We start from the raw sequence: 12949 nt of genomic DNA on the forward strand, positions 1-12949 counted from the left end.
GCGTCGACCGGCCGATCGACCCGCGAACCGGCGGCCGTGGTGTCAGCCCTTGCGGCCCGTGGTCGCGATGCCCTGGATGAAGTGGCGCTGGCCGAGGAAGAACACGATGATCATCGGTATCGTCGCGATGACGCTGCCCGCGAGCACCACGTGCCAGTCCTGCTCGCCGCCGTAGCCGAACCGGTCGAGCACGACCTTGAGGCCGCGCGGCAGGGTGAACAGGCTCTCGTCGCGCAGGTAGATCAGCGGCTTCATCAGATCGGTCCAGCTCGCCTTGAACTCGAAGACGAGCACCACCAGCAGCGCCGGCCGGATCAGCGGAAACGCCACCCGCCAGAACAGCCCGGGATAGCTGGCGCCGTCGACCCGGGCGGCCTCGAACAGGTCGCGCGGCAGCGACAGCAGAAACTGGCGGAGCAGGAAGATGTAGAACGCCGACCCGAACAGGTTGCCCGCCCACAGCGGCACCTGGGTGTCGGCCAACCGCAGCTCCGACCAGATCAAGTAGGTCGGGATCATGGTGACCGCGAACGGAAGCATCATCGTTGCCAGCACCAGGCCGAAGAGCAGGTCCCGGCCGGGAAACCGGAAGTACGCGAAGCCGAACGCCACCCAGGCGCTGGAGAGGGTCACCGAGACCGCCGCGGCGACGCCGACGAGCAGGCTGTTGAAAAGCCACAGCGGCAGCGGCACCGCGTTGAGGGCCTCGTGGTAGTTCTCCGGGCGGAACGGCAGCGGTAGCAGGCCAGGGGAGAAGACGTAGCCGGGCTCCCGCAGCGACGCGCTGATCAGCCACACGAACGGCAACATGAAGACCACGGCCGCGGCCGAGAGGGCCGCCAGGAAGACGATCCGCCACGGGCCGCGCCGGTGCGACGTCACGACTCCTCGCTCTCGTAGTAGACCCACCGTTTCGACAGGCGCACCTGTATGACGGTGATGAGGAGGATCACCAGGAAGAGCAGCCAGGCCAGGGCCGAGGCGAATCCCATGTGGAGGAACTGGAAGGCCTGCTGGAACAGGTAGATGACGTAGAACGTGGCGGCGTCGGCGTTGAACCGCTGCTGCGTGGTCTGGTTGCCGAAGTACATCGTGTAGACCTCGCTGAACATCTGGAGCGACGCGATCGTGTTGACCACCAACGTGAAGAACAGCGCGCCCGAAATCATCGGCAGCGTGACGGCCCGAAACCGCTGCCACGGTCCGGCACCGTCCACGATGGCCGCTTCGTGCAGCTCGCGCGGTACGTTCTGGAGCGCGGCGAGGTAGATGATCACCGTGGAGCCGAGGCTCCACAGACTCATCAGCACGATGCCCGGCATCACCCAATCCGGGTCGGTGGTCCAGCTCGGCCCGTCGACGCCGAACCAGCCGAGGAACCTGTTGACCAACCCGTCCTGCGTGTTGAGCAGCAGCAGGAACAGGATGCCGACCGCCACGGCCGGCGTCATCACCGGCAGGTAGAACACGGTACGGAAGAAGCCGGACAGCCGACCGACCCGGTTGAGCAGCAGCGCCAGGCCGAGCGAGATGGCCATCGCCAACGGCACGTGCAGCACGGTGTAGTAGACGGTGTTGCGCAGGCTCCGCGCGACCATCGGGTCGGCGACCATCTGCCGGTAGTTGTCGAGTCCGACGAACCTCGGCGGATTGACGATGTCGTAGTCGGTGAAGCTCAGCCACAGGCTCGCGAGCATCGGTCCGGCGTAGAACACCAGGAAGCCGACGATCCACGGGGCCAGGAAGAGCAGCGCCCATCTACCCTCCTGCCGGGTGAGGGTCGAGCGGTGGCGCCGGGCGGTCATCAGCCGGCGGCGCGGCTCAGCGCGGCTGACGCCTCGCGCTGGCCGCGGGCGAGCTCCGCGCTTCCGTCACCGCCGCTGGACAGCGCCCGGTTGACGGCGTCGTACCATGCCTTGTCGAATTCGGCGCCGGCCGGTGACGCGGGCAGCGAGAATCCCTTGTCCTGCACCGAGAGGATGGTCTGCACCGCGTCGTCGAAGCGTTTGTTGCCGCTGGGCTTGTAGAGCTCGTCGAAGATCCGCTTGTCGGCTTCGATGTTGCCGGTGTAGAGCCCGGTGAACGGCGTCTTGTCGGCCGCGCGCTTGTCCGCCCGCACCTTGGCCGCCGCGTACCAGGTGTCGGTGGCCGTCATGGTCTTGGCGAACGTGCAGGCGGCGTCCGGGTTCTTCGCGCCCTTCGGGATCACCCACGCGGAGCCGGACGCGAACGTCAGCGGGTTGCCCGACCGGTCGACGAACGGCCGCACGGCCAGCTCCGCCTCCGGCGTCTCCCGGCCGGCGACGTTGAGGTACCAGTCCTCCATCGGCCACACCGCGATCTGGTTCTTGGCCAGCGGGCTCTGCGCGCCGAAGAAGTCGAACGTGTCGCGGAACGCCTTGAAGTTGCCCCAACCGCCCTGGGCCCGGATCAACGACAGGCCCGTGGCCAGCGCTTCGGCCACCTTCGGATGGTCCAGGTTGGCCGTCTTGCCGCCGGGCAGGAGCAGGTCGGCGCCGTTGGCCTTGGCCCACATCGGCAGGAACTCGGGGAGCTTGGGATCGATGCCGATCCGGGTGAGCTTGCCGCCCTGTACCTTGGCCAGCTTGGCGTTGACGCCGGCCAGGCCGGCCCAGTCGGAGAGGTCGACGTCGTCCGGCGTCAGGCCCGCCTCGCGCAGGATCGCCTCGTTCATGTAGACGACTCGGACGCTGTAGAACTCGGGGATGCCGTAGACCTTGCCGTCGAGGGTGACCTCGTCCTTGGCGGCCGGCCGGTACTGCGCCATGTCGATGCCCTGCTTGGCGACGCAGTCGTCGAGCGCCAGCACCGAGCCCTGCTTGGCGTACGTGCCGATCAGCTTGCGGTTCATGTAGACCAGGTCCGGCGGGTTGCCGGACGCGACGGCCGAGAGGAACTGCTGCTCGTCGAACGCGCCCTCGGTGATCGTCACCGGGATGTCGGGATGAGCCTTCTTGAAGGTCTCCACCCGGGTCGTGGCGATCTCGTCCGGCAGGCTGAAACCGAGGGTGCTGATCGCACCCTTGCCGGCCGTGTCGTCGCCGCCGCCGACCCCGCCACACCCCGTGACGGCGAGGGTGACCGCCGCCAGCACCGCGACCCTGCGAACCCTTGCCATCTGCGCCTCCCCCACAGGACCGACCGGCGTCGATGTCGGCCGAGAGGCGCTTGTTCCCCGGCGGCAAGATATTGAAACTTATCCCCCGTATGGGCGGGTGATGATCTCGAGGTTGTGGCCGTTCGGGTCGGTCCAGTAGAGACCACGGCCGCCGTCGTTGGTGTTGATCCGCCCGGGCTGGCGGTGGAACGGGTCGGCCCAGAAGGCGAGCCCGCGATCCTTGATGCGGGTCCAGATCTGGTCGAACTCGTCCTCGCTGACCAGAAACGCGTAGTGCTGGGAGTGCACCGGCCCGCCGGCCTGGGCGACGTCGAGGGAGACTCCGTTGCCGAGCTCGACGACGCGAAACGGCCCGAACGTCCCAGCCGGCTCCAGCCCCAGGATCTCGACCAGGAACTCTGCCGTGGCGTCGCGGTCCTGAGCCTCGACGATGGTGTGGTTGAGCTGTACGGGCATGGCAGATCTGTCCCTTCCCCGGATTCGGCGACCTCCTACCTGTCTACACCAGGAACGCCGCCGTCCACGCTGTTCACCCGCGACATGCGGCGCGGCGTAGGTTGATGCCGACGACCGAGGGAGATTGGCGATGGACCAGGTGAGAAGCCGCTTCATCCAGCTCAACGTCGCAGTGGTCGCGTTTCACGTCGTCACCACGGCGATCTGCGTGGCGTTGCGCTGGCCGGCGCAATTCGGCGGAGCGGGCGATCCGGACAACGTGACCGCGGAGATGTGGCTGCGAGGCACCGCCATCGGTGCGCCCGTGGTCCTGACGATCGTGCTGGCGGCGGCGACACTCGCCGCCGCCAGCTTCGGCCGGATCGGCACCGTGGGCACGATCGTGATCGTCCTCGTGTCGTTGCTGATCATCATCGGCGGCAGCGGCGAGGCGTTCGGGATACCCAGCCCGGACGTGCCCACCGCCGTGCTGATCTTCAGTGGAGTGGCGAACGTCTTGCTGAGCCTCGCCACGCTGTACCTCGCGTACCGCCTTCTGCGCGGCTCACCCGCACGGGAAGCGCCCGCCGGCTAGCCGCGGGTGCTCCACTGCTGGTTGGCGCCGCCGTGACAGGTCCACAGGTGCAGTTGCGTGCCGTTGTTCGTGCCGGCACCGACGGCGTCCAGGCAGAGTCCTGATTGGACGGCGGTGATGGTCCCGTTGGAGTTCAGGTTCCACTGCTGGTTGGTGCCGCCGTGGCAGTCCCAGATGATCACAGCGGTGCCGTTGCCGCCGCCCGCCCCGCTGGCGTCCAGGCATTTGTTGCCGTAGACGGTCAATGTGCGGTTGGCGGTGTGCGTCCAGCGCTGGTTGGTGCTGCCGTGACAGTCCCACAGCTGCACCCGGGTGCCGTTGCTGGTGCTGGAGTTGGGGATGTCGAGGCAGCGGCCCGACTGGCCACCGGCGACCATCACGTTCTGCTGGCCGGGCGGTGGGCTCGACGGCGGAGGGCTCGACGGCGGGGGAGAGGTCGGCGGAGTGGGTCCGAACTGGGTGAAGAACCGCCACACCTCGGGCTTGACCCAGCTCCGCGCCCCGCTCTCACAGCCAGCGCAACCATCCACCGGACCTTGCTGGTGGCCGCCGTCGAACGGGGCCCAGACGACCGGGTACCCAGCCTGGCACGAGTAGGTGGTGATTATGTGGGTGCGGCTGCCCGCCGCGGGCTCGGGGGCGTTCTGCGCGGCACAGCCGTTGTTCCTGAGAAACCTGTCGCGTAGCGAGCGTCCACTCTGGATGTTGTCGTTGATGCCGTGGATCCCCATGTACGCCACCGGCTGGGTGCCGCCGCTGCATCCGCTGATCGCCCCGGGCGCCGCGATCGCCGCGACCGCGCGGAAGACGGTCGGCCGGGAACAGGCCAGCGAGTAGCTCATCGCGCCGCCGTAGCTGAACCCCACCGAGAACCGCTGCGTCGTGTCGACGCACAGGGCGTTGTCGATCATGCGGATCATGTCGTCGGTGAAGGTGACGTCCTCGCCGTTGGAGTTGGCCCAGCCGTTGCCGATCCCCTGCGGGGCGACGAAGATCGTGGTGTTGTTCGACTGCGAGAGCATGCCGTAGTACGCCCAGGCGGCTCCGTCGGTCCCACCCGAAGCGACCTGGTCCGCCGTGCCGCCCAACCAGTGAAAGCCGAAGGCCAGCCGGTGTGGATAGGCGTTGTTGTAGCTGTCGGGCAGCCGCAGGATGAAGCTGCGGCTTTTGCCGCTGCTCTGGATGGTGTGGGTGCCGCTGTTCAGCCCCGGGGCCTTGCCACAGCCGGCGGTCGTGGCCGCCGCCGCTGATGTGACGGTCGTGAGGACATACGCCCCGACGGCGACCGTGAGCATGGCCGCCATGATCGCCCCGAGCCATGGGGCCGAGATTGCTCGACGTAGCACAGGTATGTCTCCTTGCCTACCCCGACGATGCGCGAGTGGCTGAAACATAAGTCGTATGATGTATGATGTCAACCATGGATCCCGGTCGATGTGGCGGCCGGTTGATACATCAGATGACTTATCACGCTCAGCTAGAAGAGCGCCGTCCTCGCGATGGAGGATGCCCTGCTCATAGCGAACATCGAAGATGTTGACTCCGTTCGAACGGTGATCTAACGTGTGATGCCTGGCGCTCGTGCGCTGCTGGGCACCCACGCGAGAGGAATCCCCGACGATGTCCTCGTCGTCTATGTTCACGTTCACGCGACGCGGGCTTGTCACGATGGCCGGGATCCCCGGCGCCGCCGCTACCGGTCTTCGGAGGGGTGGGGTCGCGTTCGCCACCGCTGGGCCCTCCAGCCGGCTCGGTCTTCGACTTCGAGCGTGGCGGCCCGGCCGACATCCAGGTCCCCTACTGGCTGACCGACGACAGCATTTCACGCTCCAGCTGGCGGAGGTGGCGGGACGACGATACACACCGCCGGCTCCGCCGCGGGCATGTGGACTCCCAACGCCAGCACCGACAACAAGTGGACCATCACGGCGGTGTGAGCCTCGGCGGGCCTCGCGTGCGGCCGGAGGCCGGGCGGCGCGTGCCACGAGACGTCACCCACCACCGTCCACATCAGAGAAAGGCCTATGATGCCGCATACCTCAAGACCAATGTTTCGAAGATTGGCCTTCTGCCTTGCCTTGATCATGGCGGCGGTCGGCTTCACCGCCGTCCCGGCTCGGGCGGCGGCGGACTTCAGTGTCCTGGTCTTCAGTAAGACGGCCGGCTTCCGGCACGACTCGATCCCGGCGGGCATCGCCGCGATCCAGCAGCTGGGCACCCAAAACAACTTCACCGTGGAGACCACGGAGGACGCGGCGCAGTTCACCGCGGCGAACTTGGCGCGTTTCCAGGCGGTCGTCTGGCTCTCCACCACCGCGGACGTGCTGAACGCCAGTCAGCAGGCGGCGTTCGAGGGCTTCATCCGGGGCGGCGGGGGATACGCGGGTATCCACGCGGCGTCCGACACCGAGTACGACTGGCCGTGGTACGGCAACCTCGTCGGCGCCTACTTCGCCAGCCACCCGGCCAACCAGAACGCCACCGTGCGGATCGAGGACACGGCCCATCCGTCGACGACCGGTCTGCCGACCGCGTGGCAGCGATTCGACGAGTGGTACAACTTCCGGACCAACCCGCGTTCGCAGACCCACGTGCTGGCCACATTGGACGAGAGCACCTATTCCGGTGGCTCGATGGGTGGGGATCATCCGATCGCGTGGTGCCGTGGTTACGACGGCGGCCGCTCGTGGTACACCGGCATGGGCCACACCATCGAGAGCTTCAGCGACGCGAACTTCCGCAGGCATCTGTTGGGTGGTATCCGGTACGCGGCGCAGGGGACCGGCAACTGCTCGACCGGCCAGCCGCCGCAGGCCGGCTACCGCCAGGTGACGCTGGCCAAGGGCGTCGCCGAGGTCGGCGAGCCGATGGGCCTGACGGTCCTGCCCAACCGGGGCGTGCTGCACACCTCGCGGGATGGCACGGTCCGCTACACCGATCCGGCCGGCAACACGAAGGTGGCGCTGACCATCCCGGTGTACACGCACGACGAGGAGGGGCTTCAGAGCATCAAGGCCGATCCCAACTTCGCGTCGAACCGGTGGGTGTACGTGTACTACTCGCCCAGGTTGTCCACGCCGAACGGTGACGCGCCCGCCACGGGTTCGGCTGCCCAGTTCGCGCCGTTCAACGGGGTGAACCGGCTGTCCCGCTTCACCGTCAACGCGGACTTCACGCTGAACGCGGCGTCCGAGGTGACGGTCCTCGATGTGCCGACAAGTCGCGGCATGTGCTGTCACGTCGGCGGTGACATCGACTTCGACGCGGCCGGCAACCTCTACCTGTCCACAGGGGACGACACCAACCCGTTCGACTCCAGCGGTTACACGCCGATCGACGAGCGGGCCGACCGCAACCCGGCTTACGACGCGCAGCGCTCGGCGGGCAGCAGCAACGACCTGCGCGGCAAGGTGCTGCGGATCCGGCCGAGCACGGGCGGCGGGTACACGATCCCGGCGGGCAACATGTTCGCGCAGGGTACGGCGAACACCAAGCCCGAGATCTACGCGATGGGGTTCCGCAACCCGTTCCGGATGGCGGTGGACAAGGCGACCGGCATCGTCTATCTCGGCGAGTACGGACCGGACGCCGGCACGAGCAGCCCCACCCGCGGGCCGGCAAACCATGTCGCGTTCGAGCGCATCACGCAGCCCGGCTTCTACGGCTGGCCGTACTGCTCGAACTACAACACGCCGTACATCGACTACACCTTCCCGTCCGGGCCTTCGGGCTCCGCGTTCAACTGCTCCGGCGGGCCGGTGAACAACTCGCGCAACAACACCGGCATCACCCAGCTGCCACCCTCGCAGAGGGCGTGGCTGCCGTACGGCGGGGAGCAGAATCCGCCGGCGCTCGGCTCTGGAGGCCTGTCGCCGATGGGGGGCCCGGTCTACAACTACAGCGCCACGCTCGCGTCGGACGTGAAGTTCCCGGCGTCGATGAACGGCAAGGTCTTCCTCGGTGAGTTCGGCCGGCGGTGGATCAAGACGGCGACCGTGACCTCATCGGGCGGGGTCGGTGCGATCGACGCGTTCTCGGCCTACACCGGCACCCAGGTGATGGACATGGAGTTCGGGCCGGACGGCGCGTTGTACGTGCTCGACTACGGCACCGGCTGGGGCAGCGGTGACGCAAGCTCGGCGGTGTACCGGATCGAGTACAACTCCGGTGGCGGTCGCTCGCCGACCGCCTCCGCGTCGGCGAATCCGACGAGCGGAAACGCGCCGCTGACCGTGCAGTTCAGCTCGGCGGGTTCGAGCGACCCGGACGGCGACCCGATCACCTACGCGTGGGACTTCACCACCAACGGCAGCACCGACTCGACCGCGGCCAACCCGGCGTTCACGTACACGGCCAACGGCGAGTTCACCGCCACGCTCACGGTCACCGACAGCACCGGCCGCAGCTCGACGGCGAGCCTGGTGATCGGGGTGGGCCGGCCGACGGTCGCCCTCACCCTGCCGGTGAACGGGAGGCTGTTCAACTTTGGTGACGCCATCCCGTTCGAGGTCACTGTCACCGACCCGAACACGCCGACGGTCGACTGTAGCCGTGTGAAGGTCAAGTACATCCTGGGGCACGACAGCCACGGTCATGACATCACCAGCACCACCGGGTGCTCGGGCACGATACAGACCACCGTGGACGGTGAACACGACGCCAACGCGAACATCGTCGGCGCGCTGATGGCCGAGTACACCCCGGCCGGCTGGACCACGGCGGTGACCTCGTCGCAGGTGGTCATGCAGCCACGGACCCGGCAGGCCGAGCACTACAGCGGCCAGCAGGGCACCACCATCGTGGCCAAGCCGTCGGCCAACGGCGGCAACGCGGTCGGCTTCGTCGAAAACGGCGACTGGATCTCGTTCACCCCGTACAACTTGAGCGGCGCCACGTCGTTCACCGCGCGGGTCGCCTCCGCCGGCTCGGGTGGCACCATCTCCCTGCGCAGCGGCTCAGCCACCGGACCGGTGGTCGGCACCGCTACCGTCGCGCCCACCGGCGGCTGGGAGACCTGGACCAACGTCACCGGCACGGTCAACCCGCCGGCCGGCACCACCAACCTGTTCCTCGTGTTCACCGGTGGATCGGGCTACCTGTTCGACGTGGACGCGTTCACCTTCGGCGGCGGCACGCCTCCGCCCACGACGCCTCCGCCCACCACGCCACCGCCGACAACACCGCCGCCCACGACCCCGCCCCCGACAACGCCTCCGCCGACCACGCCACCACCCACGACTCCGCCGCCAGGTGGCCGGTCGTGTACGGCGGCGTACTCGGTGACGAGCCAATGGTCCGGTGGCTTCCAGGCCGAGATGCGGGTCACGGCCGGCTCCGAACCGATCAGCGGCTGGACGGTGACCTGGACGTTGGGCAACGGCCAGAGCATCAGCCAGTCCTGGAACGCCACCGTCACGTCGAGCGGCACCGGCGTGACCGCGCGAAACGTCTCCTACAACGGGTCGCTCGGCGCGGGTGCCGGCACGGCGTTCGGCTTCATCGGCACGGGGACCGGCGCGTCCGCCGTGTCGTCGCTCAGCTGCACCGCCACGTGATCTAGGCGCGGCGCGGCACCAGCCGGTGCCGCGCCGCCCGGCGGTGTCGCCACTATCCTATTAGGAGTAATTCATGACTGGATCCAGAGCGACAAGGCTCGGCCTGGCGTCGGCGGGTGCCGCCTTGCTGGCGTCGGCTGCTGTTGTCGTGGCCTTGCCGGCTGGCGCCGCGGCCGCCGGCTGCTCGGTAAACTATGCCGTGTCCTCGCAGTGGCCCGGCGGATTCGGCGCCAACGTGTCGATCACCAACCTGGGTGACCCGTTGACCAGTTGGACGTTGACGTGGTCGTTCGGTGCCGGGCAGACCGTGACCCAGGCGTGGAACACGTCGTTGACGCAGAGCGGCGCGGCCGTGACCGCCAGGAGCATGAGTTACAACGGCTCGGTACCGACCAACGGCACGGTGTCGTTCGGCTTCAACGGGTCCTGGACGAGCAGCAACCCGGCACCGACGAGTTTCGCCGTAAACGGCGTGGCGTGTGGCGGCGTGCCGCCGACGACCGTGCCGACCACGCCCCCGACCACCACGCCCACGACGTCGCCGCCGACGTCGCCGCCCCCGACGACACCGCCCCCCACGTGCCCACTTCCGTCGAGGTACAGCTGGTCGTCGACGGGTCCGTTGGCGAACCCGAAGTCGGGGTGGGTGTCGTTGAAGGACTTTACCTATGCTCCGTACAACGGGCGGCATCTTGTCTACGCGACGACGCACGATTTTGGTACGTCGTGGGGTTCGATGAACTTCAGTCTTTTCTCCGACTGGTCGCAGATGGCCTCGGCGAGCCAGAACACGATGTCGTCGGGCACGGTGGCGCCGTCGTTGTTCTACTTCGCTCCCAGAAACATTTGGGTGCTGGCCTACCAGTGGGGTGGTACGGCGTTCTCCTACCGCACGTCCAGCGATCCGACCAATCCGAATGGCTGGTCGTCGCAGCAGGTGCTGTCCACGGCGAGCATCTCCAACTCCGACACCGGTCCAATCGACCAGGCGTTGATCGGTGACAGCAGCAACATGTACTTGTTCTTCGCCGGGGACAACGGCCGCATCTACCGGGCCAGCATGCCGATCGGGAACTTCCCGGGCAGCTTCGGCAACCAGGCCACGGTGATCATGACGGACAGCACGAACAACCTGTTCGAGGCGGTCCAGGTCTACAAGCTCCAAAACCAGAACCTGTACCTGATGATCGTCGAGGCGATCGGCGCGCAGGGTCGCTACTTCCGCTCGTTCACGGCGACCAGCTTGGGTGGGACGTGGACGCCGCAGGCGGCCAGTGAGAGCAACCCGTTCGCGGGCAAGGCCAACAGCGGCGCGACGTGGACCAACGACATCAGTCACGGCGAGCTGATCCGTAGCAACGCCGACCAGACCATGACCGTCGACCCTTGCAACCTCCAACTGCTCTACCAAGGCCGCGCCCCCAACTCCGGCGGCGACTACGGCCTCCTCCCTTACCGACCGGGCCTGCTCACCTTGCGGCGCTAGCCGGTGGCACGCAGCGGCGGGCTCGGCCTTGTGCCGAGCCCGCCCGCGTGTGAGCGGCGTTCCGGAGGGCTTGCTCTGAACCAGCCGCCCCACCTGGACGTAGCGGTGGTAAGAGCGGGTGTTGGACAGGGTGTGCGTTTTGGTTACATTTCTGGAACTCCGTGACGCGAGACCTGAGCTGTGGAAGTCGGCGGCCGACGACGCGGTCGCGTTGGCGCAGTTGGCGGAGGAGTCGGCCGGCGATATCTACGAGCGGGGCGCGGCGCCCGTCGGTGAAAACTGGACTGACGAGGTCGGCACGCGCGCGGCCGCCAACCTGCGGCGGCTGGCGAGACGGTTCGAGACGGCCGCGATCACGCTGCGGGGCGTCGCGATGACGCTCGACGGACTTGGCGAGTCGGTCGAGGCTCTACAGCAGACGCTGCTGTCGGCCGTCGACTACGCGCGTCGGCACGGGCTCACCGTCAGCGATTCCGGTCGGGTCAGCGCGCAGGAGTTCACCCGGCTGGAAGTGCCGCCGGAGGTTGGCCAGGCGAACCAGATCATCGCCGAGGCCGTCGAGTCGGCGACGCGGATCGACGAAGAGGTCAAGGCGGAGCTGGGTAGGTTGACCCAGGCGGCGGCGGACGTCGCGGCGGCGGTGGCCGGCGGGCGCCTGGACGAGGCCCTGACGCTGGCGCAGCGCGTGCAACAGTCGGCCGCGCAGAACCAGATCGACCTGATCCGGGAGAGCCTGCCCATCGGAGAGAGCCCGCAGGTGGTGGCGGCGTGGTGGGCCGCGCTCACTCCTGATCAACGCGCGGAGTACGAGCGCGCCGTGCCGGTCGACCTGCACGACCTCGACGGCATCCCGGCCGAGGTCAAAGCGGGCCTGCGCGGCTCGGATGGCTACGACCGGGTGGAGACGATCCGCTGGGCACAGGAGCACTGGGACGACGCCGGCATCGACATCTTCGACAACAACTGCGCCAACTTCGTCTCGCACTCGCTGCTGAATGGCGGACTGGAGCAGAAGATGGACCCCTGGGGCACATGGAGCGACAACTCGTGGGGCCGGGGCCTCCAGACCGGCTGGGATTGGCTCGACAGCAACGACCGATCGCACAGCAGGCCCTGGACCCAGTCCGAGGCGCAGCGGGACTTCTTCCTGGACAACGGCGGATCACAGGTGTCCACGACGGATGCCAGGCCCGGCGACGTCATCTACTTCGAAAACGCCGGCGAAGACCGGGCACACCACGCCGCGGTGGTCACGGCGGTCACGCCGGATGGCGACATCCTCTACACCCAGCACACGGACTCGCAGCTGAACAGGAGCCTGGACAGCCGGCTGGCCCAGTACGAGGTGACCGGTCCTGAGCAGGACGTGGTCATCGTGCGGCCCCGGCAGACGTGGTAAGGACGGGAGCGACGTGGTGCTCGACATCGAACCGACATCGGTCGCCCGTGCCGGCACCGATCTACAGAGCCTGGGGGCCGAGGCCAAAGCCAAGGTCGGCAGCCTCTTCGCCAGCGGCGAAGCGGCGGCGAACGGGCACGCCGGCTGGCAGTCCTCAGCCCAGTTGCTCGCCTGTGGCCAGGCGTGGAGGGCCCAACTGGAGCAGATGATCGACTACATCACCAACGTCGGTCTCAACCTCACCTCATCCGCTGTCCAGATCACCGCCGAGGACGTCGAGGCCGCCGACCGCATCGACGACGTCCTCCACGGCTTGGCCGGCCGCTGACCGCCCGTCCCC

General features: G+C 67.8%; 10 protein-coding genes. 5 read left to right on the forward strand and 5 right to left on the reverse strand.

Going from position 1 to position 12949, the window contains the following annotated elements; translation table 11 throughout:
- Positions 1–42 precede the first annotated feature (42 nt).
- From AC5L36_RS14010 to AC5L36_RS14025, 4 genes are all read right to left on the reverse strand, one after another.
- Positions 43–882, reverse strand: a complete 840-nt coding sequence (locus AC5L36_RS14010; protein ID WP_441224342.1) for a carbohydrate ABC transporter permease — start codon at positions 880–882, stop codon at positions 43–45.
- Positions 879–1805 (reverse strand): carbohydrate ABC transporter permease, encoded by a 927-nt coding sequence (locus AC5L36_RS14015; RefSeq protein WP_441224343.1) that lies wholly within the window; start codon positions 1803–1805, stop codon positions 879–881. Before AC5L36_RS14015 ends, AC5L36_RS14010 begins: the two co-directional genes overlap by 4 nt.
- Complete coding sequence (locus AC5L36_RS14020) at positions 1805–3139, reverse strand: ABC transporter substrate-binding protein (protein WP_441224344.1); 1335 nt, start codon at positions 3137–3139, stop codon at positions 1805–1807. The genes AC5L36_RS14015 and AC5L36_RS14020 overlap by 1 nt, the downstream gene beginning before the upstream one ends.
- Positions 3140–3217: 78 nt before the next feature.
- Positions 3218–3595 carry a VOC family protein gene (locus tag AC5L36_RS14025; protein WP_441224345.1) on the reverse strand — a complete coding sequence of 126 codons (378 nt, stop codon included), beginning with the start codon at positions 3593–3595 and terminating at the stop codon, positions 3218–3220.
- Between the two features lie 130 nt (positions 3596–3725).
- Between AC5L36_RS14025 and AC5L36_RS14030 the strand changes: the two genes are divergently transcribed.
- Positions 3726–4169: a hypothetical protein gene (locus AC5L36_RS14030; protein WP_441224346.1), complete on the forward strand. Its 444-nt coding sequence runs from the start codon at positions 3726–3728 to the stop codon at positions 4167–4169.
- On the opposite strand, the gene AC5L36_RS14035 is transcribed toward AC5L36_RS14030, so the two are convergent.
- Positions 4166–5464, reverse strand: a complete 1299-nt coding sequence (locus AC5L36_RS14035) for a ricin-type beta-trefoil lectin domain protein (RefSeq protein ID WP_441224347.1) — start codon at positions 5462–5464, stop codon at positions 4166–4168. The two genes, AC5L36_RS14030 and AC5L36_RS14035, sit on opposite strands and share 4 nt — an antisense overlap.
- Before the next feature lie 753 nt (positions 5465–6217).
- Here AC5L36_RS14035 and AC5L36_RS14040 point away from each other — a divergent pair.
- The 4 genes from AC5L36_RS14040 to AC5L36_RS14055 all read left to right on the forward strand — a co-directional run bounded on the left by AC5L36_RS14040 (position 6218) and on the right by AC5L36_RS14055 (position 12937).
- Positions 6218–9724: a ThuA domain-containing protein gene (locus AC5L36_RS14040; RefSeq protein ID WP_441224348.1), complete on the forward strand. Its 3507-nt coding sequence runs from the start codon at positions 6218–6220 to the stop codon at positions 9722–9724.
- 73 nt (positions 9725–9797) lie between these two features.
- The gene (locus AC5L36_RS14045; RefSeq protein ID WP_441224349.1) at positions 9798–11210 is read left to right on the forward strand and encodes a glycoside hydrolase family 62 protein; all 1413 of its coding nucleotides are present in this window, start codon (positions 9798–9800) and stop codon (positions 11208–11210) included.
- 139 nt (positions 11211–11349) lie between these two features.
- Positions 11350–12609, forward strand: a complete 1260-nt coding sequence (locus tag AC5L36_RS14050) for an amidase domain-containing protein (RefSeq protein ID WP_441224350.1) — start codon at positions 11350–11352, stop codon at positions 12607–12609.
- Positions 12610–12622: 13 nt separating this feature from the next.
- Positions 12623–12937: a hypothetical protein gene (locus AC5L36_RS14055; RefSeq protein WP_441224351.1), complete on the forward strand. Its 315-nt coding sequence runs from the start codon at positions 12623–12625 to the stop codon at positions 12935–12937.
- Positions 12938–12949: the final 12 nt, after the last annotated feature.

Source organism: Phytohabitans sp. LZ39 (assembly GCF_059359075.1).